The 24298-nt window shown below is 67.0% G+C and carries 27 protein-coding genes; 8 read left to right on the top strand and 19 right to left on the bottom strand.

Going from position 1 to position 24298, the window contains the following annotated elements; all coding sequences use genetic code 11:
- Positions 1–27 precede the first annotated feature (27 nt).
- Positions 28–546: a recombination regulator RecX gene (recX, locus tag A9W99_RS07565; protein ID WP_067375397.1), complete on the bottom strand. Its 519-nt coding sequence runs from the start codon at positions 544–546 to the stop codon at positions 28–30.
- Positions 512–1552 (bottom strand): recombinase RecA, encoded by a 1041-nt coding sequence (gene recA, locus A9W99_RS07560; protein ID WP_067375558.1) that lies wholly within the window; start codon positions 1550–1552, stop codon positions 512–514. Before recA ends, recX begins: the two co-directional genes overlap by 35 nt.
- A 208-nt stretch (positions 1553–1760) precedes the next feature.
- On the opposite strand from recA, the gene A9W99_RS07555 reads away from it, so the two are divergent.
- Positions 1761–2432 (top strand): (2Fe-2S)-binding protein, encoded by a 672-nt coding sequence (locus A9W99_RS07555; RefSeq protein WP_067375559.1) that lies wholly within the window; start codon positions 1761–1763, stop codon positions 2430–2432.
- A 99-nt stretch (positions 2433–2531) separates the two neighbouring features.
- Here A9W99_RS07555 and A9W99_RS07550 read toward each other — a convergent pair whose 3' ends face one another.
- Both A9W99_RS07550 and A9W99_RS07545 read right to left on the bottom strand, forming a co-directional pair.
- Complete coding sequence (locus A9W99_RS07550) at positions 2532–2738, bottom strand: DUF3046 domain-containing protein (RefSeq protein WP_067375394.1); 207 nt, start codon at positions 2736–2738, stop codon at positions 2532–2534.
- On the bottom strand, positions 2728–3900 hold the full coding sequence (locus A9W99_RS07545; RefSeq protein ID WP_067375392.1) for a glycosyltransferase: 1173 nt from the start codon (positions 3898–3900) through the stop codon (positions 2728–2730). Before A9W99_RS07545 ends, A9W99_RS07550 begins: the two co-directional genes overlap by 11 nt.
- A 37-nt stretch (positions 3901–3937) precedes the next feature.
- On the opposite strand from A9W99_RS07545, the gene A9W99_RS07540 reads away from it, so the two are divergent.
- Both A9W99_RS07540 and A9W99_RS07535 read left to right on the top strand, forming a co-directional pair.
- Positions 3938–4369, top strand: coding sequence for a limonene-1,2-epoxide hydrolase family protein (locus A9W99_RS07540; RefSeq protein WP_067375390.1), 432 nt, complete (start codon positions 3938–3940; stop codon positions 4367–4369).
- A gap of 3 nt (positions 4370–4372) precedes the next feature.
- A complete protein-coding gene (locus A9W99_RS07535) occupies positions 4373–4771 on the top strand; it encodes a DUF5313 domain-containing protein (protein ID WP_067375388.1) in 399 nt (132 codons plus the stop codon).
- Here A9W99_RS07535 and A9W99_RS07530 read toward each other — a convergent pair.
- The 4 genes from A9W99_RS07530 to pgsA all read right to left on the bottom strand — a co-directional run bounded on the left by A9W99_RS07530 (position 4768) and on the right by pgsA (position 7581).
- Positions 4768–5589, bottom strand: coding sequence for a hypothetical protein (locus tag A9W99_RS07530; protein ID WP_067375386.1), 822 nt, complete (start codon positions 5587–5589; stop codon positions 4768–4770). The two genes, A9W99_RS07535 and A9W99_RS07530, sit on opposite strands and share 4 nt — an antisense overlap.
- 18 nt (positions 5590–5607) lie before the next feature.
- Entirely contained in the window at positions 5608–6429 is an 822-nt protein-coding gene (gene pspA / locus A9W99_RS07525) for a phage shock protein PspA (RefSeq protein WP_067375385.1), read from the bottom strand.
- 138 nt (positions 6430–6567) lie between these two features.
- Complete coding sequence (clgR, locus tag A9W99_RS07520) at positions 6568–6906, bottom strand: transcriptional regulator ClgR (protein WP_067375383.1); 339 nt, start codon at positions 6904–6906, stop codon at positions 6568–6570.
- 84 nt (positions 6907–6990) lie between these two features.
- A complete protein-coding gene (pgsA, locus tag A9W99_RS07515) occupies positions 6991–7581 on the bottom strand; it encodes a CDP-diacylglycerol--glycerol-3-phosphate 3-phosphatidyltransferase (RefSeq protein ID WP_067375381.1) in 591 nt (196 codons plus the stop codon).
- Between the two features lie 38 nt (positions 7582–7619).
- Between pgsA and A9W99_RS07510 the strand changes: the two genes are divergently transcribed.
- Positions 7620–8162 (top strand): amino-acid N-acetyltransferase, encoded by a 543-nt coding sequence (locus tag A9W99_RS07510; RefSeq protein WP_067375379.1) that lies wholly within the window; start codon positions 7620–7622, stop codon positions 8160–8162.
- 48 nt (positions 8163–8210) lie between these two features.
- On the opposite strand, the gene A9W99_RS07505 is transcribed toward A9W99_RS07510, so the two are convergent.
- Positions 8211–10694, bottom strand: a complete 2484-nt coding sequence (locus A9W99_RS07505; RefSeq protein ID WP_067375377.1) for a DNA translocase FtsK — start codon at positions 10692–10694, stop codon at positions 8211–8213.
- A 168-nt stretch (positions 10695–10862) separates the two neighbouring features.
- Between A9W99_RS07505 and A9W99_RS07500 the strand changes: the two genes are divergently transcribed.
- The 3 genes from A9W99_RS07500 to A9W99_RS07490 are packed head-to-tail and all read left to right on the top strand — an operon-like array spanning position 10863 to position 12861.
- Positions 10863–11177: a putative quinol monooxygenase gene (locus A9W99_RS07500; protein WP_067375375.1), complete on the top strand. Its 315-nt coding sequence runs from the start codon at positions 10863–10865 to the stop codon at positions 11175–11177.
- A complete protein-coding gene (locus A9W99_RS07495) occupies positions 11177–11992 on the top strand; it encodes a mycofactocin-coupled SDR family oxidoreductase (RefSeq protein WP_082929883.1) in 816 nt (271 codons plus the stop codon). Before A9W99_RS07500 ends, A9W99_RS07495 begins: the two co-directional genes overlap by 1 nt.
- Positions 11989–12861: an SAM-dependent methyltransferase gene (locus tag A9W99_RS07490; protein ID WP_067375370.1), complete on the top strand. Its 873-nt coding sequence runs from the start codon at positions 11989–11991 to the stop codon at positions 12859–12861. Before A9W99_RS07495 ends, A9W99_RS07490 begins: the two co-directional genes overlap by 4 nt.
- Before the next feature lie 85 nt (positions 12862–12946).
- Here A9W99_RS07490 and A9W99_RS07485 read toward each other — a convergent pair whose 3' ends face one another.
- The 9 genes from A9W99_RS07485 to A9W99_RS07445 all read right to left on the bottom strand — a co-directional run bounded on the left by A9W99_RS07485 (position 12947) and on the right by A9W99_RS07445 (position 22285).
- The gene (locus A9W99_RS07485) at positions 12947–14623 is read right to left on the bottom strand and encodes a ribonuclease J (RefSeq protein ID WP_067375368.1); all 1677 of its coding nucleotides are present in this window, start codon (positions 14621–14623) and stop codon (positions 12947–12949) included.
- A gap of 30 nt (positions 14624–14653) precedes the next feature.
- The gene (gene dapA, locus A9W99_RS07480; protein ID WP_067375366.1) at positions 14654–15556 is read right to left on the bottom strand and encodes a 4-hydroxy-tetrahydrodipicolinate synthase; all 903 of its coding nucleotides are present in this window, start codon (positions 15554–15556) and stop codon (positions 14654–14656) included.
- 118 nt (positions 15557–15674) lie between these two features.
- Positions 15675–16427, bottom strand: coding sequence for an FAD-dependent thymidylate synthase (gene thyX / locus A9W99_RS07475; RefSeq protein ID WP_067375365.1), 753 nt, complete (start codon positions 16425–16427; stop codon positions 15675–15677).
- A 92-nt stretch (positions 16428–16519) separates the two neighbouring features.
- Positions 16520–17572, bottom strand: coding sequence for a restriction endonuclease subunit S (locus A9W99_RS07470; protein ID WP_067375363.1), 1053 nt, complete (start codon positions 17570–17572; stop codon positions 16520–16522).
- Positions 17569–18939, bottom strand: a complete 1371-nt coding sequence (locus A9W99_RS07465; RefSeq protein ID WP_067375361.1) for a type I restriction-modification system subunit M — start codon at positions 18937–18939, stop codon at positions 17569–17571. Before A9W99_RS07465 ends, A9W99_RS07470 begins: the two co-directional genes overlap by 4 nt.
- Positions 18939–20165 (bottom strand): winged helix-turn-helix domain-containing protein, encoded by a 1227-nt coding sequence (locus tag A9W99_RS07460; protein WP_371514931.1) that lies wholly within the window; start codon positions 20163–20165, stop codon positions 18939–18941. Before A9W99_RS07460 ends, A9W99_RS07465 begins: the two co-directional genes overlap by 1 nt.
- 45 nt (positions 20166–20210) lie before the next feature.
- Positions 20211–20912, bottom strand: a complete 702-nt coding sequence (locus A9W99_RS07455) for a DivIVA domain-containing protein (RefSeq protein WP_067375358.1) — start codon at positions 20910–20912, stop codon at positions 20211–20213.
- 81 nt (positions 20913–20993) lie between these two features.
- Positions 20994–21488 (bottom strand): dihydrofolate reductase, encoded by a 495-nt coding sequence (locus A9W99_RS07450; RefSeq protein ID WP_067375357.1) that lies wholly within the window; start codon positions 21486–21488, stop codon positions 20994–20996.
- Entirely contained in the window at positions 21485–22285 is an 801-nt protein-coding gene (locus A9W99_RS07445) for a thymidylate synthase (protein ID WP_067375354.1), read from the bottom strand. Before A9W99_RS07445 ends, A9W99_RS07450 begins: the two co-directional genes overlap by 4 nt.
- Positions 22286–22382: 97 nt before the next feature.
- On the opposite strand from A9W99_RS07445, the gene A9W99_RS07440 reads away from it, so the two are divergent.
- The gene (locus A9W99_RS07440; protein WP_067375352.1) at positions 22383–23120 is read left to right on the top strand and encodes a dienelactone hydrolase family protein; all 738 of its coding nucleotides are present in this window, start codon (positions 22383–22385) and stop codon (positions 23118–23120) included.
- 66 nt (positions 23121–23186) lie between these two features.
- On the opposite strand, the gene A9W99_RS07435 is transcribed toward A9W99_RS07440, so the two are convergent.
- Positions 23187–24296 (bottom strand): acyl-CoA dehydrogenase family protein, encoded by a 1110-nt coding sequence (locus A9W99_RS07435; RefSeq protein ID WP_067375554.1) that lies wholly within the window; start codon positions 24294–24296, stop codon positions 23187–23189.
- Positions 24297–24298: the final 2 nt, after the last annotated feature.

Genomic DNA, 24298 nt, shown 5'->3' with positions numbered 1-24298 from the left:
ACGGGCATCAGGGGCATTAACCCGCAGCTAGACCCGTCGGCGCTCCCGTTCGGCGGCCAGCTCGGCGAGGACGACCTCGCAGGCCAGGTTCTGACTGTAGCCGCGGCGTGCCAGCATCGCGACCAGCCTCCGAGTCACTCGCGTTTCATCGCTCAGCGTTTCCCGCCGCAGCTTGGCCCGCACCAGCAGCTCGGCGCGGGCTCGCTCAGCACCGGCGTCGATCCCGGCCAGCACCGCGGTGATCACGTCATTGTCGACACCCTTGGTGTGCAGCTCAGCGGCCAAGGCGCGTTTGCTCTTTCCCGCTCTCGCCCACCGGGACTGCACCCACTGCTCGGCAAACTCGGCGTCGTCAACCAGGCCGACGGCGGCCAGCCGGTCCAGTACCCGTTCGCTGACGTCGTCCGGATATCCGCGTTTGGCCAGCTGGCCGGACAACTCGGCCCGGGTACGCGACCTCGCGGTGAGCAGGCGCAGACACAGCGACCGCGCCTGCTCCTCGCGAGACGGCTCAGAAATCGACGGGGGCGGGCAAGACGTCGTCATCGGTCACAACCGCGCCAATGCCGAGCTTTTCCTTGATCTTCTTCTCGATTTCGTTGGCCACGTCGGCGTTCTCCATCAAGAAGTTACGGGCGTTCTCCTTGCCCTGACCCAGCTGCTCACCCTCGTAGGTGAACCAGGAACCGGACTTGCGAATGAAGCCCTGATCCACACCCATATCGATGAGCGAGCCCTCCCGGCTGATGCCCCTGCCGTAAAGGATGTCGAACTCAGCCTGCTTGAAGGGTGGCGACACCTTGTTCTTGACAACCTTGACCCGGGTGCGGTTGCCGACCGCATTAGTGCCGTCCTTGAGTGTCTCGATCCGGCGCACATCCATACGCACCGACGCGTAGAACTTCAAAGCCTTTCCGCCAGTTGTCGTTTCGGGTGAGCCGAACATCACTCCGATTTTTTCGCGGAGCTGGTTGATGAAGATCGCAGTGGTTCCCGAGTTATTCAGCGCGCCAGTCATTTTCCGCAGCGCCTGGCTCATCAGCCGGGCCTGCAGACCGACGTGGCTGTCCCCCATCTCGCCTTCGAGTTCGGCGCGTGGTACCAGTGCCGCCACCGAGTCGATGACCAGTATGTCCAGTGCACCGGAGCGGATCAGCATGTCGGCGATCTCAAGGGCCTGTTCACCGGTATCCGGCTGACTGACCAGCAGGGAATCGGTGTCCACACCGAGCTTCTTGGCGTACTCCGGGTCCAGGGCGTGCTCGGCGTCGATGAACGCCGCGACGCCGCCAGCGGCTTGGGCGTTGGCCACCGCGTGCAGCGCGACGGTGGTCTTACCCGAGGATTCCGGGCCGTAGATTTCCACGACCCGGCCGCGCGGCAGGCCGCCGATGCCCAACGCCACGTCCAGTGCGATGGACCCGGTCGGAATGACCGAGATCGGTTGACGCATCTCGTCGCCGAGACGCATCACCGAGCCTTTGCCGTAACTCTTCTCGATCTGGGCTATCGCCAGTTCGATAGCCTTCTCGCGGTCGGGGGCTTGCGTCATGGTGCCTCTCCTGTAGTCGGTGTTCGGTGACCGGTATTGGTCGGTTAGCCGTGACATTAGGCGTGGGGTCCGACAAATCGGTTCCACCGATGATCCCCACAGTAGACGAACACCTGTTCGATACAAGTCAGACACGCCGTAGCGATGGTGTGTGGAAGTATCAGCTACCGAAACAGCGGCGGATTTCCCTCGGGAGGAGCGGCCCGGCATCGACATCTCTACCGAGCTGGCCGAAATATCGTCCTACGGCGGGTTTTTCGCGCTGACCGTGGGCGGCGACGCAACGGGATGGCATCCGGTCGGCCAGTCCTACGCCGACGGGTGCACCGACCTGATCGACGCCACGGTCCGGCGCTACCGCGTCACCGACCTGCGCGTCGGCGCTTCCCTGGTTCACCTCGGCCATGCCGCCCGGCTGTGGTCCCCCGTTCTCGCGTCCGTTGTCGCCCACGGCGTCGTCCCGGATCTGACCCACCTGCAGCGCGCTGACGACGGGACGCGGCTGCGCCTGCCCGAGCCCGTCGGCGAAGTCGTCCGCTCACCGTCGGCGGACCTGTTGTATCGCGCTGTCGTAGAACGGCACATGAAGCCGCTGGCCGCCGGTATGCCGGTCAGGCTGGCCTCGAAGTTGTTGGCGGGCAACATCGCGTCCGCGCTCGTCGGAGCGTCGACGGCGCTGCTTTCGGCACGGCCCGACCTGCGCTGCGAGATCGTCACCATCACCGAAGCCCTGCTGATTACCGGCGACCTGGCCGGGTCCGGCACCATCACCGACCCGGATCTGGGCTTCCGGCGCCACAGCTGCTGCCTCTTCTACCGCATCCCGGGCGGTTCACTGTGCGGCGATTGCGTGTTCGACCGCGCACCGGGCCGGAGCTAGCGAACCGAGTCTGCGGCCGTGGCGCCAAACTGCGCTGAGAACGCCCAAACCAAGGGCAGCCCTGGACGCAGGCTCGATCCGCAAACCCGAAAACCAACGTCACCACTGTTCGCGCGGCACGTCGAAGTCGACGCACAATGCCCGCCAGACGTCTCGGGGATCCACGCCGTCCTCAATCGCTTGCGCGGCGGTACGGCCGCCGAACCCGCTCAACACGTGATCGACCAGCACCGAAGCGCCGTATGCCGTGCCGAATCGCAGGATGACACGCTCGTGGAACTCCGTCAGCCGCACGTCAGCCAACATACCCAGCGGCAAGCGCTTCACGGCACACCGCGATCGGGTCAGCCACCCCGTCGGCACTGGCGGCGGCTGCACGCGCCGCTTCGCGATAACGCGGCGACGACAGCACCTCTCCCGCCACGGCCACCAGCGCCTCGGCGGTCAGCGGCCGGATCAGCCGCCCGCTGCCCTGGCGCAGCACGCGATTGGCCATCTCCCATTGGTCCCCGCCGCCGGGAACCACCACCAATGGCACCCCGGCCAACAGCGTCTTGGCCACCATGCCGTGGCCCCCGCCGCAGATCACCAGATCGGCATGCGTCAACAGCTCGGACTGGCGACCCAGCCCCACCACCGCCCACGGCGGCACCGTCAGATCCGCGCCACCCAGCCGGGACACCACCAGCCGCGATCCCGGCGGCAATGTGTCGCCCGGTTTCAGGCAGTGCAGCGCGATTTCGGCCAGTCCGGTTGTCCCGGTCATTGCCGTCGACGGCGCGACCACCACCACCGGCCCGGAGCCCGCGGGAATCTCCAGCACCCGATCGGTCGGCTCGAAGTGCAACGGACCCACCAGCACCGCCTCGGACGGCCAGTCCGGGCGCGGCACCTCCAGGGCGGGCAGTGTGGCGATCAGCCGTCGCAGCGGCCCGGGGTCGCGGGCCGGCAGCCCGATCTCGACCCGCACCACCGCACGCTGTCGCAGGCCCGCGCGCCAGGAGCGTGCGGTGAGCGCCCGCATGGTGGCATCTCGCAGCCGGCCGCGGATACCGGTGCCCGGCGCCAGGCCGCTGCCGATCGGCGGCAGGCCCTTGGACGGCAGGTACAGCGGATGCGGGTTGAGTTCGATCCAGGGGATGCCCAGCAGCTCGGCAGCCATGCCGCCGCCCGCGGTGATGACGTCGGACACCACCAGATCAGGCGCCCGGTCGCGCAGCGCCGGTATGTTGAGCACCGCCATCCGGGCGGCTCGCCGGTGGATTCGGGCCCCGGCGTCCAGATCTTCGTCGTCGGCCACCAGCCCGTCCAGTTCGACGGCGTCAATCCCGGCACCGCGCGCGGCCTCGAGCCATTCCGCGCCGGTGAACAGCGTGGGCTGGTCGCCCGCCGCCAGAAACCGCTGGCACAGCGCAATCGCGGGAAAGGAGTGCCCGGGATCCGGCCCGGCGACCACCGCGACGCGCACTCGCCCTACCCTGCCATAGACGAATACTCTGGCGACCATGACCGAGCTGACACAGACCACCACCGATAACACCCGCACGGTCGAGGCTTTCCTGAACGCCTTGCAGGACGAGGACTTCGAGACCATCGAAGCGTTGTTCGCCGACGACCTCGTCTACGAGAACGTCGGGTTTTCCAGGATCCGCGGCGGGCGCCGAACGGCGAAGTTGCTGAGCAGGATGCAGGGCCGCATCGGGTTTGAGGTGAAGATCCACCGCATCGCCGCCGACGGCAATGCGGTGCTCACCGAACGAACCGACGCGCTGATCGTCGGGCCATTGCGAATCCAGTTCTGGGCCTGCGGGATCTTCGAGCTCCGCGATGGACGGATCACGCTGTGGCGCGACTATGTCGACGCCTACGACATGCTCAAAGCGACGGTTCGCGGCCTGGTCGCGGTGCTGGTGCCGCCGCTGCGGGCGACGCTCTAGCTCATGAGGGGCGACACCGGCCGCACCAAGCCGAACGCGATCCAATACATCCGCTACTGCTACGGGGCGCGGCTGCCCGACTCAATGCTGGACTGGGTGCGAAACGACCTGGCGGGCAAGGGCGCAACCGCGCGAATGATGGTTCGCGTTGCGGTTCCAGCCGTGCTGGTGCTGGCGCCGTTCTGGTTGATCCCGACGACGCTCGAAGTGCATCTGAGCATGACGCTGCCGATTCTCATTCCGTTCGTGTATTTCTCGCATGCGCTCAACAAGATCTGGCGCCAGCACATGCTGCGGGTACACGGCCTGGATCCCGAGCTCGTCAACGAACGCGCCCGTCAGCGCGATGCGCATCTGCACCAGGCGTACATCGAACGATACGGTCCGCGGCCCCGGGGTTAGTGCCGCTGCAATCCGCTGAGTTCGTCGAAGGCCTGCGCCCAGCCGACCAGACGATCGGTGGCGTCGACCAGTTCCGCACGGTAACGCTGCTGGGCGAACCCAACGGCACCCGGAACCGCCTCGCCGTTCGCCGAAGACACCAATTGGGCTGCGGCGGTAACCATTACGTTGTACTGACGAACGCCTTCGCTCAGCTGCGCGGTGTAGGCGTTGATGGTGGGCGCCAGGTGTGAGCGTGACGATTCGGCGTAGTACGCCGCACGCTCCATCGACACCACCTGGGCGGCGGTGGCCGCCATGGCCGCCGATGTCCGGTTGGCCGCGACCGTCAGGTCACGGATTTCGGCCGTCGGCAATATCGCACCACGCTCCATGACGCCCAGCAGCGAGAAAAACCCGCGTTCGGAGGCGCCGAGCGCGGACATCGCGGGCCGCGCAGCCGAGCCGGGCGGGGGCAGCCGGCGGATGTTGGCCGGCCGCGGCGCCGGTAGCGGCTCCTTGCGCAGCCAGCGGTAGCGAAGCAGCAACAGCGTCGCCGGAATGGCCTCGCCCGCCGCGATCAGCAGCGTGATCAGCAACACCCAGAATGGGGTGCTCCACGACGCGAGCAACGTCGTCACCAGTCCCCAGAACACCACGCCGGCGGTGAAGATCAGCCCCCATCGCAATGCGCGACGACGACGGCGCAGCCACCGCGCGCGCGGATCGATCACGGCGTTGACCTTCGCTGCGACGAGGTCGGACAAGTCCCCGACGGTGTCAAAGCCGCGCCGGAGCAATTCGCGCCATTGCCCGTCCTGGGTCGTCTTCACCGTCATCTGGGACCCTCCGTGTGACTACTGGCCAAACGGCTTCTCGGCGATCGGCCCGCGGCCGGGATCGGCGGCCGCCGGCGTCGCCGGGGTGCCGGGAGCCGCACCACCGGTCGGCAACGCTTCCCCGCGCATCGAGGCGCGGATCTGCTCCAACCGGGAATGACCGGCCATTTCCACGCCGGCCTGCTGGACTTCGAGCATGCGCCCTTGCACGGAGCTCTGCGCAAGTTCGGCCGAACCGAGCGCGTTGGCGTAGCGGCGTTCGATCTTGTCGCGCACCTCGTCCAGGCTTGGGGTGTTTCCCGGCGCGGCGATCTCACTCATCGACCGCAATGACGCGCTGACCTGCTCTTGCATCTTGGCCTGCTCGAGCTGGCTGAGCAGCTTGGTGCGCTCGGCGATCTTCTGCTGCAGCACCATCGCGTTCTGCTCGACGGCCTTCTTGGCCTGAGCCGCTGCGCCGAGAGCCTGGTCGTGCAACGTCTTGAGGTCTTCGACGCTCTGCTCGGCGGTCACCAGCTGGGCGGCGAACGCCTCGGCGGCGTTGTTGTACTCGACGGCCTTGGCGGCGTCTCCGGCGGCGGTGGCCTGGTCCGCCAACGTCAGTGCCTGACGCACGTTGACCTGCAGCTTCTCGATGTCGGCCAACTGCCGGTTGAGGCGCATCTCGAGTTGACGCTGGTTGCCGATCACTTGTGCGGCCTGCTGGGTCAGCGCCTGATGGGTGCGTTGCGCTTCCTCGATGGCCTGCTGAATCTGCACTTTGGGGTCGGCGTGCTCGTCAATCTTGGCGTTGAACAGCGCCATGAGGTACTTCCACGCTTTGACGAACGGATTGGCCATGAGTGAGCTCCGCCTTCGCTTCCGGTGTGCCTTGTTTGCCTCTGTGGGCTGCTTACCCTGCCGCTCAATTTAGTGCGTCCGCGGCGATCTCCCCACCCTTGGTGCGCTTCTGCTGGTCTGCGCCGCCTCTTCGGGCACTCAAGCCACCGCCAGTGACGCGACAGGCGGGATGACGACCTTCGTGCTGACGTCGATAGTAGGGCCGCCAGCCGGTTTGGCCGGCTCGGCGTGAGTCGCGTGTTCCTCACGGGCCAGCTGCTCGCCGGCACCGATGAGCACCTCCGACAGCGGGAGCTCCAGCGCGTCGCAGATGGCGTTGAGCAGCTCACTGGAGGGCTCCTTGCGCCCGCGCTCGACCTCCGACAGATACCCGAGACTCACCCGCGCCGAGTCGGACACCTGCCGCAGTGTCCGGCCCTGCGACATCCGGGCCCGGCGCAGCACGTCGCCGATGACCTCCCGCACCAATAGCCCCATGAAAACTCCCTGTCCAGGTCACGCCTGCATCCGAAAGCAACAGTCATCAGGTCAACGCGGGCGACGGTGGCGTTGGTTCCCCGATCAGCGGGGTGTCTGCCGAACCTCCCGCACCGCGGAGGCCACATAGTCGATGCCGGTGACGATCGTGAGGACGATCGCGATCGCCATCACCACCACCGCCGACGCGTGCAGCGCGCCCGAAAGCGGCAACACGAACAGCCCGATCGCCACCGCCTGAGTCAGGGTCTTCAGTTTGCCGCCCCAGCTCGCGGGAATGACGCCCCGCCGAATCACCGACAACCGCAATACCGTCACGGCGACCTCGCGGGTCAGGATCAATATCGTCACCCACCACGGCAAATCGTGGAGCATGGACAGCCCGATCAGCGCCGAACCGATCAGGGCTTTGTCGGCGATCGGGTCCACGAACGCGCCGAATTCGGTGGCCATGCCGTAGTTGCGCGCCAGCTGACCGTCCAATCGGTCGGTAAAGCAGGCGGCGGCGAATATCGCCCACGCCACTATGCGGGCCGAGGTGACGTGGCCGCCCCCGTAAAACAGTGCGAACAGGAAAATCGGCACCATCACCAGCCGTAAGCCGGTCAGCCCGTTAGCCAGGTTGGCGATGCGGGCGCGGCCCCCTACGGAACTGATTTGAGGCTGCCCCGACACGGCAACAGAATAACGGTCGACCAGCTCAGCCGTCCTTGATGTCGATACTGTTACCCGAGATGGAAAGCCCACGGGATCACCGGCCGCTGGTTCGGCGCGCGCGAACATCCGACGTTCCCGCGATCAAACGACTCGTCGACACTTACGCGGGAAAGATCCTGCTGGAGAAGAACCTCGTGACGCTGTACGAGGCTGTGCAGGAATTCTGGGTGGCCGAGGACCCCGGAGAACCAGGCCGTGTGGTCGGGTGCGGAGCCCTGCACGTGCTGTGGTCCGATCTCGGCGAAATTCGCACCGTCGCAGTCGATCCGGCCATCACCGGCCACGGTATCGGTCACGCGATCGTCAACCGGCTGCTCGAGGTCGCGCGTGAGTTGGAGCTGAAACGCTTGTTCGTGTTGACCTTCGAGACGGAGTTCTTCGCCCGCCACGGCTTCACCGAGATCGAGGGCACGCCGGTCACCGCCGAGGTGTTCGAAGAGATGTGCCGCTCCTACGACATCGGGGTGGCCGAGTTCCTCGACCTGAGCTACGTCAAGCCCAATATCCTGGGCAACTCCCGAATGCTGCTGGTTTTATAAGCGCGAGCAGACGCAAAATCCCCCGACACGCCGGGAATTCGGGTGACTTTACGTCTGCTCGCCGGCAGTGTCCGCGCCGGCGCCGCGGATCGAGGCCAGCGTCGCGGCCAACTCGTCGGGCTTGACCAGCACCTCGCGGGCCTTGGACCCTTCGCTGGGCCCGACGATGCCTCGAGTCTCCATCAGGTCCATCAACCGCCCGGCTTTCGCGAAGCCCACCCGCAACTTGCGCTGCAACATCGACGTGGAGCCGAACTGGCTGGACACCACCAACTCCACGGCCTGCAGGAACACGTCCATGTCGTCACCGATGTCCGGGTCCACGTCGGTGCGCTCGCCGGTGGGCTTGGCGGTCGTCACGCCCTCGGTGTACTCGGGCTCGGCCTGGTCCTTGCAGGCGTTGACGACGGCGTGGATCTCCTCGTCGGTGATGAACGCCCCTTGCAGCCGGACCGTCTTGCTGGCACCCATCGGCAGGAATAGGGCGTCGCCCATGCCGATCAGCTTTTCCGCGCCGGCCTGGTCCAGGATCACCCGGCTGTCGGTCAGCGACGACGTCGCGAACGCCAGCCGGGAGGGCACGTTGGTCTTGATGAGCCCGGTGACGACGTCCACCGACGGGCGCTGAGTGGCCAGCACCAGATGGATGCCGGCGGCCCGGGCCTTCTGGGTGATCCGCACGATGGCGTCTTCGACGTCTCGCGGTGCGGTCATCATCAGGTCGGCCAGCTCGTCGACGATCGCGACGACGTAGGGGTAAGGACGGTACTCGCGCTGGCTGCCCAGCGGCGTCGTGATGGCACCGGACCGGACCTTGTCGTTGAAGTCGTCGATGTGTCGCACCCTTGACGCCTGCATGTCCTGGTAGCGCTGCTCCATCTCCTCGACCAGCCAAGCCAGCGCGGCTGCGGCCTTCTTCGGCTGGGTGATGATCGGCGTGATCAGGTGCGGAATGCCCTCGTACGGCGTCAGTTCCACCATCTTCGGGTCGATCAGGATCATCCTGACCTCTTCCGGCGTGGCCCGCGTCAGCAGCGACACCAGCATCGAATTGACGAAGCTGGACTTACCCGACCCGGTGGAGCCGGCGACCAGCAGGTGCGGCATCTTGGCCAGGTTGGCCGAGATGAAGTCGCCCTCGATGTCCTTGCCCAGCCCGATCACCAGCGGATGGTCGTCGCGGCGGGTCGACGGCGCGGTGAGCACGTCCGCCAGCCGTACCATCTCCCGGTCGGTGTTGGGCACCTCGATGCCGACGGCGGACTTGCCGGGGATCGGGGCCAGCATCCGCACGCTCTCGGTGGCCACCGCGTAGGCGATGTTCTTCTGTAGCGCGGTGATCTTTTCGACCTTGACACCGGGCCCCAGCGAGACCTCGTAGCGGGTGACGGTGGGCCCACGGGTGCAGCCGGTGACCGCGGCGTCGACCTTGAATTGGGTGAGCACCTCGCCGATGGCGCTGGCCATGTGGTTGTTGGCCGCGCTGCGCTTCTTGGGCGGATCGCCGGCCACCAGCAGGTCCAGCGGCGGCAGTGTGTAGAGACCCTCGGCGGGCGAGGCGTTTTGCTTACGTCCCCGGCCACGTTTTCTGCGGGCCACCAGAGGATCCGGAACGGTAGGCGTGTCGTCGTCCCCATCAAAGGAGATGTCGGGGGGGGCGGCCGACGGCCAGGCCTGCGGCTCCTCGTCGAGGGACTGGTCGTAGTAGCCGTCCGAGAAGTCCTCGCGCGGGGTTTCTTCGGGGTCGTCCTGGTCGTCGTGGGACTCGTAATCGTTTTCGTACTCACGCTGGAACAGCCGGGTGCCGAACATGGCACGCACCGCATCGGGTACTTCGCGAATCGTCGTCCCGGTCAACAGCAACAAACCGAACAGCGCGCCGATGAACAACAACGGCGCCGCGATCCAGGCCGTCAACCCGTCCGACAGCGGCCCGCCGATGGCGAAACCGACGAACCCGGCCGAACGCTGGCGCGCCGCTGGGGCCTCCGGCGATCCCGCCCACAAATGGCACAGGCCCAGCAGGGAAAGCGCGATCAGGCTGGAGCCGAGGATCAGCCGGGGCCGCGCATCGGGATTGGGCTGCGAGCGCATCAGGCCTACCGCGACCGCTGCGGTAACCACGGGAAGGACCACGACGGCCGAGCCGATAAACGTCCTCAGCACCATGTCCACCCACGCGCCGATCGGCCGGGCGGCGCCGAACCACGAACTCGCGGCGACGACGACGGCAAGGCCCAACAGGACCAGCGCGATTCCGTCCCGGCGATGTCCCGGTTCGATGTCGCGGGCCCGGCCTATCGAGCGCGCCGCGCTGCCGGTGCCCCTGGCCGCCATCAGCCAGGTCGCGCGCGCGGCCCGGCCGACCCCCAGCCCGGCGGAAATCAGCACGGACCGAGACTGGCGTCGGGCCGGCCTCTTGCGAGGTGCCGGCGGCCGCCCACCGCGGGCGCGGCCCCGGGGAGCGGTCCTGGAAGTGGCCCTTGACCTGCTCGTTCGGGTTCCGGAGCGGGCAGCGGTCTTACTAGCCATGGGGGCAAGCGTAGTCGCAATTGCCTCATATGCACCAACCGCCACACTGGTAACGGGAACGTCTCCGCCCATGTGCCGGTCCCGTTGTCAGAATCCGTGAGTAGGGTGACAAACGTTGACCCAGCGTCACTAAAGCCGGCACCGCCCGCCGCCACAGGAGGCCTCAGTATGCCCGTCGTCGTCGTCGCCACCCTGACCGTCAAGCCCGAGTCGGTCGACACCGTCCGCGACATCCTCACCACCGCGGTCGAAGAGGTGCACGACGAACCGGGCTGTCAGCTGTACTCGCTGCACCAGACCGGCGAGACCTTTGTCTTCGTCGAGCAGTGGGCCGACCCTGAGGCGCTCAAGGCACACAGCACCGCGCCCGCAATCGGCAAGATGTTCGCCGCCGCCGGCGAGCACCTGGCCGGACAACCGGACATCAAGATGCTGGAGCCCATCCCCGCGGGCGACTCGAGCAAGGGCCAGCTCCGCGCCTGATGGGCCGGCCGCTGGAAGGCCGGGTCGCCTTCATCACCGGCGCCGCGCGCGGTCAGGGTCGCGCCTACGCGGTTCGGCTGGCGTCCGAGGGCGCCAACGTCATCGCCGTCGACCTGTGCGAGCCCATCGCCAGCGTGCCCTATCCGCTGGGCACCCCAGAGGACCTCGCGGCCACCGTCAAGCTCGTCGAGGACACCGGGGCGCGCATCGTGGCCAAACAGGCTGACGTCCGCGACCGCAAATCGCTGGCCGGCGCGCTGCGGGCTGGCCTGGACGAGGTCGGTCGCCTCGACATCGTCATCGCCAACGCCGGAATCGCCCCCATGCAGTCCACCGACGCCTGGCACGACGTCATCGACGTCAACCTCACCGGCGCCTACCACACCATCGACGTTGCGGTGCCGACCATGGTCGAGCAGGGTACCGGCGGGTCGGTCGTGCTGATCAGTTCGGCGGCGGGCCTGGCCGGCATCGGCAGCGCCGACGCCGGCTCGATCGGCTACACCGCCGCCAAGCACGGATTGGTGGGTTTGATGCGCTTGTACGCCAATCTGCTTGCCCCGCACAATATCCGGGTCAACTCGATACACCCGTCGGGCGTGGACACGCCGATGATCAACAACGAGTTCACCCGCAAGTGGCTCGCCGACCTGGCCGCGCAGGGAGCGGGGCAGGGCAGCGGCAACGCGCTCCCAGTGCAAATCCTCCAGCCCGACGACATCGCCGACGCCGTCGCATGGCTGGTGTCCGACCAAGCCCGGTACATCACCGGCGTCACCCTGCCGGTCGATGCTGGCTGTGTGAACAAGCGATGAGCCGAAACCCCGCCGCCCAGACCGCCTTCGGCCCGATGGTGTTGGCGGCCGTCGAACAACATGAGCCACCCGGCCAACGCTTGGTCGACGACGACCTCGCCGAACTGTTCCTGCCCGTCCCGTTGCGGCTGATGGTCCTCGCGACCCGCCCGGCTCGCGTGCGGCGCGCATTCATCGGCGCGTCGGAGTGGACCGGCCGCGGTCTGTGGGCGAATCTGGCGTGTCGCAAGCGGTTTATCGGCGACAAGCTCGCCGAGGCGGTTGAAGAGATCGACGCTGTGGTGGTCCTGGGCGCCGGGCTGGACACCCGCGCTTACCAGTTGACGCGACGGATCCGCAAACCGGTCTTCGAGGTGGACCTACCGGTCAACATCGCCCGCAAGGCCAGAACGGTACGACGCGTGCTGGGCGATCTCCCGCTTTCGGTTCGCTTGGTGGCCCTGGACTTCGAGCACGACGACCTGCTCACCGCGCTGGCCGAGCACGGCTACCGCACCGACTATCGCGTGTTCTTCATTTGGGAAGGCGTCACCCAATACCTCACCGAGGATGCTGTTCGCGCGACCATGGAAGGGCTGCGGCCCACGGCACCGGGCAGCCGAATGGTGTTCACCTACGTCCGTCGCGACTTCATCGACGGCACCAACCGGTACGGCACCCGCACCCTGTATCGCTCCGTGCGCCAGCGAAAGCAACTGTGGCACTTCGGGTTACTGCCCGAGGAGGTATCCGATTTCCTCGCCGGATACGGTTGGCGGCTGCTGGAGCAGGCCGGGCCCGACGAGCTCGTGCAGCGCTACATCCAGCCCACCGGCCGCAAACTCGAGGCATCACAGATCGAGTGGTCGGCGTACGCGGAGAAGACTTGACGGCGCCGAGACCATTGGGCGCGAGCAGACGCAAAATCCCCCAAAACACCTGGAATTACGGGACTTTGCGTCTGCTGGCGCCGGATTAGACCTCGATAACCGTGGGCACGATCATCGGCTGCCGGCGATACGTCTCGCCTACCCACTTGCCCACCGTCCGGCGCACCCCCTGGGCGATCCGGACCGGATCGGCGACGTGGGCGGCCACCAGCGATTCCAGCTCTGCTTCCACCTTGCGCACCGCCGGCTCCAGCGCCTTGGGATCTTCGGAGAACCCGCGCGAGGCCAGATGCGGCGCGCCGACCGGACGGCCGGTGCCGCGTTCGATCACCACGGTCACTGCCACGAAGCCCGACGACAGGATGAGGCGTTCGCCCAGGGTGATATCGCCGACGTCGCCGGTGATCAGGCCGTCGACGAACATCTTGCCCACCGGCACCGCGCCGGCAATCGATGCCCGTCCCGACACTAGGTCTACGCTGACGCCGTTCTCCGCCAACACAATTGACTCCGGCGATACCCCGGTGCTCGCCGCCAGCTTGGCGTTGGCGCGCAACATCCGCCAGGTCCCGTGCACCGGCATGACGTTGCGCGGGCGCACCCCGTTGTATAAGAACAACAGCTCACCGGCATAGGCATGGCCCGAAACATGTACCCGCGCTTGGGCATTGGTGACGACCCGTGCCCCGATCTTGGACAGCGCGTCGATGACCCCGTAGACCGCCTCCTCGTTGCCGGGGATCAGCGACGACGACAGCACGACCAGATCCCCCGCCGTCAGTGTGATGCTGCGATGTTCGCCCCGTGACATCCTCGACAACGCCGACATCGGCTCGCCCTGAGTACCGGTGGTGATCAGCACCACCTGCTCGGGCGCCATCATCTCGGCGGCGGCAATGTCGATGACGTCGGAATCACCCACCCGCAGGAAGCCCAGCTCCCGCGCGATGCCCATGTTGCGCACCATCGATCGGCCGACGAACGCGACCCGCCGTCCCAATGCCACTGCGGCATCGATGATTTGCTGCACCCGGTCGACGTTGGAGGCGAAGCACGCGACGATGACGCGCCCCTCGGCGCCGCGGATCAGCCGGTGCAGGGTGGGACCCACTTCGCTTTCCGACGGCCCCACCCCGGGGTGCTCGGCATTGGTCGAATCGCACAGGAACAGGTCCACGCCGGCGTCGCCGAGCCGGGACATGCCGGGCAGGTCGGTTGGCCGGCCGTCCAGCGGCAGCTGGTCGAGCTTGATGTCGCCGGTGTGCAGCACTGTTCCGGCGCCGGTGTAGACGGCGATGGCCAGCGCGTCCGGGATCGAGTGGTTGACGGCGAAGTATTCGCACTCGAACACGCCATGCCGACTGCTCTGCCCCTCGGCCACCTCGACGAATACCGGCTTCAGCCGGTGCTCGCGGCATTTCGCGGCCACCAGCGCCAGGGTGAATTTCGACCCGACGACCGGGATGTCGGGCCGCAGCTTGAGCAGAAACGGGATGGCGCCGATGTGATCTTCGTGCGCATGGGTCAGCACCAGCGCCTCGATGTCGTCGAGTCGGTCCTCGATGTGGCGCAGGTCGGGCAGGATCAGGTCGACGCCGGGCTCGTCGTGGGTCGGGAACATGACTCCGCAGTCGATGATCAGCAGTCGGCCCAGGTGTTCGAAAACCGTCATGTTGCGGCCGATTTCACTGATGCCGCCCAGTGCGGTGACCCGCAACCCGCCCGCGGGCAGAGGACCCGGTGGGGCCAGGTCTTCGTTCACTTCCGGGCCACCGTTGAGCTCACTGGCGGCTCACCTGAGCACCGACGCCGCACGCATATCGGCGGACAGCGCGTCGACCTGTTCCGGCGTCGCCGCGACCTGCGGAAGCCTGGGATCTCCGACCTCGATGCCCTGCAGTCGCAGTCCCGCCTTGGACAAAGTCACTCCGCCCAGCCGGCTCATCGCGTCGCACAGCGGCGCCAGGGTGTTATTGATCTTGCGCGCGGTAGCGACATCACCGGATTGGAAGGCGGACAACAACTCTCGCAGCTGGCCGGCGGCGACATGGGAGATCACGCTGATGAAGCCGATTGCACCCATCGCGAGCCAGGGCAGGTTCAGCGCGTCGTCACCGGAGTAGTAGGCCAGCCCGGTTTCGGCGATGATCTGGCCGCCGCTGTGCAAGTCGGCCTTGGCGTCTTTGATGCCGACGATGTTGGGGTGTGACGCCAGCGCGCGAATGGTGGCGGGCTCGATCGGCACCACCGACCTCGGGGGGATGTCGTAGAGCAGCACCGGCAGATCGGTGGCGTCGGCGACGGCGGTGAAATGCGCCTGTAGCCCGGTCTGCGGCGGCTTCGAGTAGTAGGGCGTCACCACCAGCAGCCCATGTGCGCCCTCGGTGGCACAGGCCTTTGCCAGCCGGATGCTGTGGGCGGTGTCGTAGGTGCCCGCCCCGGCGATGACACGCGCCCGGTCGCCGACCGCCTCCAGCACCGTCCGCAGCAGGAGTAGTTTCTCGTCGTCGCTGGTGGTCGGCGACTCGCCGGTGGTTCCCGAAACGACCAGCCCGTCGCAGCCGGCATCCACCAGGTGCTTCGCCAGACGCGCCGCGGCGGCGGTGTCGACGGACCCGTCGGCGCCGAAGGGTGTGACCATCGCGGTCAGCAGGGTTCCCAGCCGCGCTGGGGCGTCGAATCCGACGGTAGTCACGGTTCCCAAGATTACCCGGCGGCGCCAAATCTGTTTTTGGCAGCGCGAGCGAGCGTGTTTGTACCGGGACACGCCGCTTGGGCCGTACATCTGCGCACGCTCGTGAGCGGCGCGCCGCTCAGGCTTCGGTGGCGAAAGGGCTGGTGGCGACCTCGGTGCCGTCGGCCAGCGTGGATACCTCGAAGTCGGCGAACACCGCGGGCGCGACGGCGACGAGCTGGCGAAGGCACTCGATGGCCAGCCGGCGAATTTCCACGTCGGCGTGCTCGCTGGCCCGCATGGCGATGAAGTGCCGCCACGCCCGATAGTTGCCGGTCACGACGATGCGGGTTTCGGTGGCGTTCGGCAGAACCGCGCGCGCGGCCTGACGGGCCTGCTTGCGACGCAACAGCGCGTTCGGCTGGTCAGCGAACTTGGCCTCCAGCTTGGCCAGCAGTTCGGTGTAGGTGGCTCGGCTGGCGTCGGCGGCGGCGGTCAGGATCTCCGTCAGCTCCGGGTCGTCCTCCATCCCCGGCGGCACCACGACCTTTGACTGTTTCTCCGGGACATAGCGCTGCGACAGCTGCGAGTAGGAAAAATGCCGGTGTCGGATCAGTTCGTGGGTGCAGGAGCGCGAGATACCGGTGATGTAGAACGAAACGCTCGCGTGCTCGAGCACCGAGAAGTGCCCGACATCGATGATGTGCTTGATGTAGCCGGAGTTGGTCGCAGTCTTGGGGTTGGGCTTGGACCAGCTCTGATAGCACGCCCGGCCGGCGAACTCGGTGAGGGCCTGGCCGCCGTCGGCGTCGGTGGTCCACGGGACGTCCGGCGGCGCCAGGAATTCCGTCCTGGCGATCAGTTGCACCCGTAGCGGCGGGGTCTCGGCCACGGCGCTCACCTTAACCGCCGACCGGCGCGTGAGCCTGCGCTGGTGGCGCCGAGCCCGCATCCAGGGCGCGCATCGAGCCGGCGCGCACGCCCTCAGTGCAGGGTGGGCAGCTCACCCGACATCAGCAGCGGCAGCATCGCGTCCCGGAAGGCGGCCAGCCGGATGGATTCGGCCCGCCGCGCTTGACACAGCCGGCCCAGGTCGGTGAGCGACCGCGATGCCGCACCGGGCAGCCGTCGTACGTCCCGCACACGAACCTCCAACAGGTCACGCGGCCGGACGCGCTGACGACTTCCGGAAGTCCCGGCGACCTTCTGTTGGAGCGATTGCGAAACGCTGGGCTGCGCAACGGCAGCCCACAACGCCGAAGTATCGACGGCGATGGGCCGCAGCACGACGAACTCCGTACTCGCCAAGGCCATTTCCGGTGGAAGGCTGACCACATTCCACACTCGGGGTGTGTTGGGATTCAGCTTTGCGAACAGCACACACGGCGCCGTCAACAGAAACTTGCCGCTCTTCACCGCCTCGCCGTCGCCAAGCGCGGGATTCGCGCCGTGGTCGAAAGCCGCAAAGCTGAAATGGGCGACGGTGCGGTCGAAATCCCCGGGGTTGACGACCGCCGTCGACCGCGCCGCCAGGGTGGACAGCGGCACATGATCGGAGACCGACGCGGCAGTGGCCACCATCAATGCCTCGGCAGCAGTGATCACCCGCCGGTTGGCGGCTATTTTGTCGTCCAGGGAGCCGAGTAGCTCGGCAATTTGCCGCCGCTCGCGAGTCGGGACGGCCCGAACTGAAATGTCGCGAAGGATCCTCTGGTTGAGCAGCGACTGCCCGGATCCGGTTCGGTGCTCGTTGAGCGCGCAGGTCTGCAGGGCGTAATACCAGTAGCGGGTCTCCTCGGGATTCTTCGCCCGGCAAGCCAGCGCGTTGTCGGTGACCCAGACATCGGCCTCGCAGTAATGCATGCTGCCGCAATACGATCCGACGCGGCCGAGCACAATGAGCGGACCACGGGAATTGCGTTGCGCCGCATAGCCGATGGGCCCGTTGGAGCCGTAGACGGGAAACCGCCCGGTCAGTCGCCGCTCCGGCGGCGCGGATCCGGCGCAGAAGTCGAGATGGTCCCCCAGCCGTGTCACGCGCGCTCCACCTGCTCGCGCAACAGCTTGTCCAGCGCTGCGGATTCGTCGAGAGCCGCCAGCAATTCTTTTTTCAGCCGGGCAATTCTCTCGGCCACGGGCTCGTCGTCATCCTCAGCCGCCGGAGCCCCCACATAGCGTCCCGGTGTCAGCGCGTAGCCCGCGGCTCTGATCTCGTCCAGCGTCGCCGTCTTACAAAAACCCGGAACATCTTGGTAAGCAGGATGTTTTGTAGAGCACCAGGCATGGTAGGTCTCACCGATCCGGGCAACCTCGTCCTGTATCAGCACCCGCTCCGTCCGGTCCACCAAACGCCCGAGGCTGCGAGCGTCGATGAACAGCACCTGGCCGGACCGCTCGATCTTGTTCATGTCAAAGAACCACAGGCACACCGGAATTCCGGTGCTACGGAAAAGCTGACCGGGCATCGCCACAATGCACGACACCAGGTCCGCCTCGACGATCCGCGCGCGAATGTCCCCTTCCCCGCCGGTGTTCGACGACATCGAGCCGTTGGCCATCACCACACCGGCCTTACCGTCCGGCGACAGTTTGGAAAGAATGTGCTGAATCCAGGCGAAGTTCGCGTTGCCGGCGGGCGGAATGCCGAAGCGCCACCGCGGATCTTGCTCGTCGCGGGCCCAATCCTTGATGTTGAACGGCGGATTGGCCAACACGAAGTCCATCTGGACGCCGGAGTGCCGGTCGTCGACGAAGGTGTCGCCCCGAGCCAGACCGGCGTTGTCGATGCCGTGGATGGCGAGGTTCATCTTCGCCATTCGCCAGGTCTCCTCGACGCTCTCCTGGCCGAAGATCGAGACGGCCCGCGGGTCGCCATCGCGCCGGACGATGAATCGCTCGGTCTGCACAAACATCCCGCCCGACCCGCAACACGGGTCGTACACGCGCCCGCTGGCCGGTTGGAGGACCTCGACGATCACCCGCACGACGCTGTGCGGGGTGAAGAATTCACCGCCCCGCCGTCCTTCCGTGCGAGCGAAGTTACCGAGGAAGTACTCGTAGACCTCACCGAGCAAGTCACGCGCGTGGCGCGGACCAGGACCGCTCAATGGCGCGTGGTCCAGCAGCGCGACCAACTCGCCGAGGCGACGCTGGTCGACGTTTCCGTACAGCTGTGGCAGCATCCCGGCCAGCGCGGGGTCGGCCGCCATCACCGCCCGCATCGACTGGTCGGCCAGTTGACCGATGTTGGCCGCTTTGGCGTTGTCCGCCAACGACTTCCAGTGCGCGGCGGAGACGTATTGCAGGAACACCAACCCGAGGACGACGTCCTTGTACTGGCTGGCCGGTAGTGAGCCGCGCAGCTTGTCCGCGGCCTTCCAGAGCGTGTCCTTGAGATCGTTCATCAACCGGCCCGCTTGGCCGCTGTTCGCAGGTCGGCGGCCAGATCGCCGCGGCCCGCCACACTGACCCGGCCCAGGCCCAGCCAGCACGCCATCGTCTCCAGCTCACCGCCCAGCGCGGCCGCTACCCGGGCCCGCGGTATGTCCGGCTCCCCGAACGCGCCCACCACCCGCAGCGCGTCGGCGGCGCGGTCGGCCTTGAGGTCAACCCGCGCGACCAGCTGTCCGTCCAGCAGGAACGGCCACACATAGTAGCCGTACTTGCGCTGGCTCGCGGGCACGTAGATCTCGATGCGATAAGCGAAGTTGAACAGCCGTTCCACCCGCGGCCGGAAGAAGATCAGCGGGTCGAACGGACACAGCAGCGCGGTGCCCCGGTCCTGACGCGGCACGCTGCGGCCGGCTCGCAGATACGCGGGCGCCGGCCAGCCGTCCACCTGGACTCGCTCGATCTCACCGGCGGCCAACAGCTCGGCGATGGCCGGCTTGACCTGCTGCGCCGATAGCCGGAAGTAGTCGCGGATGTCGGCCTCGGTGCCGACGCCCAGCGAGGCGGTAGCGCGCAGGGTGAGCTCGCGCACGGCTTCGTCGTCGTCGACGTGACGCGCCAGCACTGCCGGCGGCAGCACGCGCTCCGCCAAGTCGTAGTGGCGCGCGAAACCGACCCGGGTGGCGGTGGTGAGCACCCCGGAGGCAAACAGCGCCTCTGCCACCCACTTGGTGTCACTGCGACCCCACCAGGGCCCTTTCCTTCCCCGTGGCTCTGCTGACAGGTACGTCTCTATCTGGCCGGCGGTGCAGGGACCGAGGTCAGTGACGGCCGCGATGATCTTGTCGGCGAGCTTCAAGTTGGCCTTCACAATGTGGGCACCCCAGCGGCCGTACCGGTACTCGCGCATCCGCCAGCGCAGCAGCGGCCAGTCGTCGACGGCCATCAGCGCGGCCTCGTGCGCCCAGTACTCCGCCAGCAGGCGGGCCGGAGCCGGGCCCCAAGCCGCCCGGTCCAGCACGCCGCGGTCATACGGGCCGAGCCGGCTGAACACCGGCGCGTAGTGGGCGCGCACCGTTACCGACACCGAATCCAATTGCAGCACTTGGATGCGAGCGATCAACCGCTTCAAATGCGCCCGATTGATCGGGCCGTTGGGCCGCGGCTCGCTAAATCCTTGGGCCGCAACTGCTATCCGTCGGGCCTGCTCGCCGGTCAGCCTGCGGTTCCGGGTCGACACGGCGCTGAGAATACCGGTCGGGTCTGACACCAACCGGCCGCGAGATCACCCCGTGCTGACTTTCTCGTCCAACGGCATTACGGAATTCGTCTCGGCTGCGTTTTTGGCCTCGTGATATGCCGATTCAAGAGCGGCCGGAACGGCTTCCAGATCGCGGTACGCACCCATCAGCTGCTCGAGAACCTTGATGCGTTGCTGACGTGCCTCGGCCACCGCACGCTCAGCCTGCTCACGATAAAGATCGGTCTCGCGCCGGGCGTCCTCCCACGCCTGATCGATCTCCGACTGGGTTCTAGCCCGCATACCGGCCAGTTCGGCGTCGAGCTTTTGCTTGGTTTCCCCGTACTCGGCTTGCAGGGCTTTCAGCTGCGCGGCCAGGTCAGCCAGCTGCTCTTCGTGCTCTCGCTGCGCGGCTTCGGCCTCGGCCTCGGCCGCGGCGATCAGCGCGTCTGCCTCGGCCCGCGCCTCCGCCTGCATCTCGGCGGCCTCGTCGACCGCACGCCGCAGCATCTTCGCCATCCGCTGCTGCACCGCGTGCGGCGATGGCGACGTGTCCGTCAGGACGGCCACCTCCCTCCGCAACGCCTCTACTTCGTCGCGGGACTCCTTCAACCGGGCTCTCAGGCTCTCGACGTCGTCACGCAGCAACTGCTGCTTGGTCGTCAGCATCTCGATATGGGCATCGACCGCAGCCGCGTCGTAGCCCCTGAACGTGCGAGTGAACGTCTTTGTGGGTTCGGTTATCACCGACAAATCTCCTTCCGGAAAAGCTGGTGGACCCCATGAGGCCGACCCCTGACGAGTATGTCAGGTGCCGGCGGTCACGGCTCATGCACGAACATAGCTGTGAAACCGGTATCGCAGTCCTGACCGACTGACCTGCCAGTCGCCCGTCTCACCCAGCCACGCTTCGTCGAGCATCGGGGCCAGCGCGTCCTCGTCGTCACGCGGTAGGTCGATGTCCACCTCGGTGACCTCACAGCGGCCGGCCCTCTCCAGCGCGAGCGCGTAGATCTGGCCGCCGCCGATCACCCAGTTCTCACGCTCGGTCACGCAATTCGACAAAGCTTCTTCGAGTGAACCGGCCACCTCTGCGCCGTCAGTGGTGAAGTCCGCCTGGCGGCTCAGTACGACGTTCCTGCGGCCGGGCAGCGGCCTGTTCCGGGCCGGCAGCGAGTCCCAGGTTCGCCGTCCCATCACCACCGTGTGGCCCATAGTGAGCTGCCTGAAGCGGACCAGGTCCTCGGGCACCCGCCACGGAATGTCGCCGCCGCGACCGATCACACCGGACGTCGACTGCGCCCAGATCAGGCCGACGCTCATACAGCGACGGGCGCTTTGATTGCCGGGTGCGGATCGTAGTTTTTGACGACGACGTCGTCATAGCTGTAGTCGAAGATCGAATCCCTTTGAGCCAGAACGAGTTCCGGATACGGACGCGGTTCGCGACCAAGCTGGATCCGGACCTGTTCGACGTGGTTGTCGTAGATATGGCAATCGCCGCCGGTCCAGATGAACTCGCCGACTCCCAACCCCGCCTGGGCGGCCATCATGTGGGTCAGCAGGGCATAGCTGGCGATGTTGAACGGCACTCCGAGGAACAGGTCGGCGCTGCGCTGGTAGAGCTGACAGCTCAGTCGTCCGTCGGCGACGTAGAACTGGAAGAACGCGTGGCACGGCGGCAACGCCATGTGCGGGATTTCGCCGACGTTCCAGGCCGACACGATGATGCGCCGAGAGTTCGGGTCGGTGCGCAGCAGATGCAGCGCGGCGCTGATCTGGTCGATGTGATCACCGGACGGCGTCGGCCAGGATCGCCACTGCACACCGTAGATTGGCCCGAGATCGCCTGTGCTGCTTGCCCACTCGTCCCAGATGGTGACTCCGTGTTGGTGCAGCCACCCGACGTTGGAGTCACCGCGCAGGAACCACAGCAACTCGTAAACCACCGACTTGAAGTGCACCTTTTTGGTGGTGAGCAACGGGAAGCCCGCCGACAGGTCGTAACGCAGCTGTTGGCCGAACAGGCTGCGGGTGCCGGTTCCGGTGCGGTCGGCTTTGGCGGTGCCCCGCTCGAGCACCAGGCGCAGCAGATCCTCGTACGGCGTCGCGATCGGCACGCGGCCAGCTTAGCGTCGATCGCAAGCGCGGCGAAGCCGGGCGCGGCGGGTCGACGCAGTCGAATAAGCCTCGATCACGAAGAGTAAAACGGAGGCCATGCCGAAAATCACCGACAGCATCACCACCCCGGACGGCAGCTGCCCCGTCCTGCTATTCACCCCCGAGGGTTCCGGTCCATGGCCCGGTGTGGTCATGTATCCCGACGCCGGCGGGACGCGCGAGACGTTCGACCAGATGGCGGCCAAGCTGGCCGGTTTCGGTTACGCCGTGCTGCTACCCGACGTGTACTACCGCCACGGCGACTGGGCTCCGATCGATATGTCCACCGCGTTCGGCGACCCTGCCGAGCGCAAGCGGCTGATGTCGATGATCGGCAGCATCACCCAGGACATGATGGCCAGCGATGCGGCTGCGTTTTTCGATTACCTGTCAGCCCGGCCGGAGGTGTCAGGAGCGCGGTTCGGCGTGTGCGGCTATTGCATGGGTGGGCGCATCTCGGTGGTGGTAGCGGGGCGTCAGCCGGATCGCGTCGCCGCCGCGGCGTCATTCCATGGGGGCGGACTGGTCACCGACTCCGCCGACAGCCCGCACCTGCTGGCCGACCAGATTGGCGCCACGGTCTATATCGGCGGCGCCGAGAACGACGCATCGTTCACCGCCGACCACGCCGAGCAGCTCGACAAGGCGCTGACGGCGGCCGGTGTGCAGCACACCATCGAGTGGTACCAGGCCGCCCACGGGTTCGCGGTGCCGGACAACCCGCCCTATGACGAAGCGGCAGCCGAGCGGCATTGGGCCGCGATGATCGAAACCTTCCGTGGGGCGCTGGGCTAGTTCTGCCGAGCAGACGTAAAAGCACCCGACACGCCGACAATCCAGGTGCTTTTGCGTCTGCTCGCGCTAGGTCAACTCCGCCAACTCGGCCAGCCGGCTGCGGTGCCGGTAGGCGGTGCCGAAGGCCAGCTGGTCGCTCTTGGCCCGCTTGATATACAGGTGCGCCGGATACTCCCAGGTCATTCCGATGCCGCCGTGCAGCTGTATGCACTCCTCGGCGGCATGCACCGCGACATCACTGCAGTAGGCCTGCGCGAGGGCCGCCGCGACCGGCGCGTCCGCATCGCCACGGGCGGAGGTGTCGGCGGCGTAGCGCGCCGCCGCGGAAGCCGAGTTGAGTTCTATCCATAGGTCGGCCAGCCGGTGCTTGACCGCCTGGTACGAGCCGATCGTTCGGCCGAACTGCTTGCGCTCCTTCGCGTAGGCCAGCGTGGTGTCGAAACACCACTGCGCGACCCCTAGCTGCTCGGACGCCAGCAGAGCCGCACCGGTCTGCAGCGCTTCAGCCAACGCCGCCTCCGTCTCGGCAGCCGGGCCAGTCCCTACCCGCGACGACGCGACGCCCGAAAAACCCATATCCGCAAGGGGTCTCGTCATGTCGAGCGCCAGCACCGGCGACACTTCAAGGCCGGCTGCTTCGCGGTCGACGGCATGGAGTTCGAGTCCGTCAGCGCCTGCGACCGGCACCACCAACACGTCGGCTTCGCTCGCACCTGCGACGTTGCCGACCACTCCGCTCAGGCCGTCTGCAGCGGCGCTGATTCCGGCGATCGGATCGCCCGGCGCGCTGGAAAACGGCACCACCAGCGCGGCGGTGGTCGTACCCTGGGCCAGCCCCGGCACGGTTTCGGTGTCGCCGACGCCCAGCAGCGCGAGCGTCGCGAGCACCGCGCTGGACAGGAACGGCACCGGCGCGACGGCGCGGCCGATCTCCTCCATCACGACCGCGGCTTCGCGGGCGCTCGCCCCGGCCCCCCCAAGCGACTCGGGCACCAGCAGCCCCGCCACGCCCAACTCGGCGGCCAGCGTCCGCCACACGCCGGAAAAATCTGGCGGCGGCGAAGCTTCTACGTCATAGGCCCGCGCCACCGCCTCCGGTGGACACCGGTCGGCGAAGAGGTGACGGACGCTGTCGCGCAACGCCTCTTCGGTGTCCGAATACAGCAGATTGCTCAACG

Source organism: Mycobacterium sp. 1164966.3 (assembly GCF_001665395.1).
In the GTDB taxonomy this organism is placed as follows: Bacteria; Actinomycetota; Actinomycetes; order Mycobacteriales; family Mycobacteriaceae; genus Mycobacterium.
Note: the sequence above shows the minus strand (reverse complement) of the source record. Positions and strands in the feature narration are given on the sequence as shown.

Excerpts from the sequence above, each read along its gene's own strand:
- recX (WP_067375397.1), bottom strand. The coding sequence starts at position 546 with ATGACGACGTCTTGCCCGCCCCCGTCGATTTCTGAGCCGTCTCGCGAG.
- recA (WP_067375558.1), bottom strand. The coding sequence starts at position 1,552 with ATGACGCAAGCCCCCGACCGCGAGAAGGCTATCGAACTGGCGATAGCC.
- A9W99_RS07550 (WP_067375394.1), bottom strand. The coding sequence starts at position 2,738 with ATGTTGGCTGACGTGCGGCTGACGGAGTTCCACGAGCGTGTCATCCTG.
- A9W99_RS07540 (WP_067375390.1), top strand. The coding sequence starts at position 3,938 with ATGACCGAGCTGACACAGACCACCACCGATAACACCCGCACGGTCGAG.
- A9W99_RS07535 (WP_067375388.1), top strand. The coding sequence starts at position 4,373 with ATGAGGGGCGACACCGGCCGCACCAAGCCGAACGCGATCCAATACATC.
- A9W99_RS07530 (WP_067375386.1), bottom strand. The coding sequence starts at position 5,589 with ATGACGGTGAAGACGACCCAGGACGGGCAATGGCGCGAATTGCTCCGG.
- pspA (WP_067375385.1), bottom strand. The coding sequence starts at position 6,429 with ATGGCCAATCCGTTCGTCAAAGCGTGGAAGTACCTCATGGCGCTGTTC.
- clgR (WP_067375383.1), bottom strand. The coding sequence starts at position 6,906 with ATGGGGCTATTGGTGCGGGAGGTCATCGGCGACGTGCTGCGCCGGGCC.
- A9W99_RS07510 (WP_067375379.1), top strand. The coding sequence starts at position 7,620 with ATGTCGATACTGTTACCCGAGATGGAAAGCCCACGGGATCACCGGCCG.
- A9W99_RS07505 (WP_067375377.1), bottom strand. The coding sequence starts at position 10,694 with ATGGCTAGTAAGACCGCTGCCCGCTCCGGAACCCGAACGAGCAGGTCA.
- A9W99_RS07500 (WP_067375375.1), top strand. The coding sequence starts at position 10,863 with ATGCCCGTCGTCGTCGTCGCCACCCTGACCGTCAAGCCCGAGTCGGTC.
- A9W99_RS07495 (WP_082929883.1), top strand. The coding sequence starts at position 11,177 with ATGGGCCGGCCGCTGGAAGGCCGGGTCGCCTTCATCACCGGCGCCGCG.
- A9W99_RS07490 (WP_067375370.1), top strand. The coding sequence starts at position 11,989 with ATGAGCCGAAACCCCGCCGCCCAGACCGCCTTCGGCCCGATGGTGTTG.
- A9W99_RS07465 (WP_067375361.1), bottom strand. The coding sequence starts at position 18,939 with ATGAACGATCTCAAGGACACGCTCTGGAAGGCCGCGGACAAGCTGCGC.
- A9W99_RS07450 (WP_067375357.1), bottom strand. The coding sequence starts at position 21,488 with ATGAGCGTCGGCCTGATCTGGGCGCAGTCGACGTCCGGTGTGATCGGT.
- A9W99_RS07440 (WP_067375352.1), top strand. The coding sequence starts at position 22,383 with ATGCCGAAAATCACCGACAGCATCACCACCCCGGACGGCAGCTGCCCC.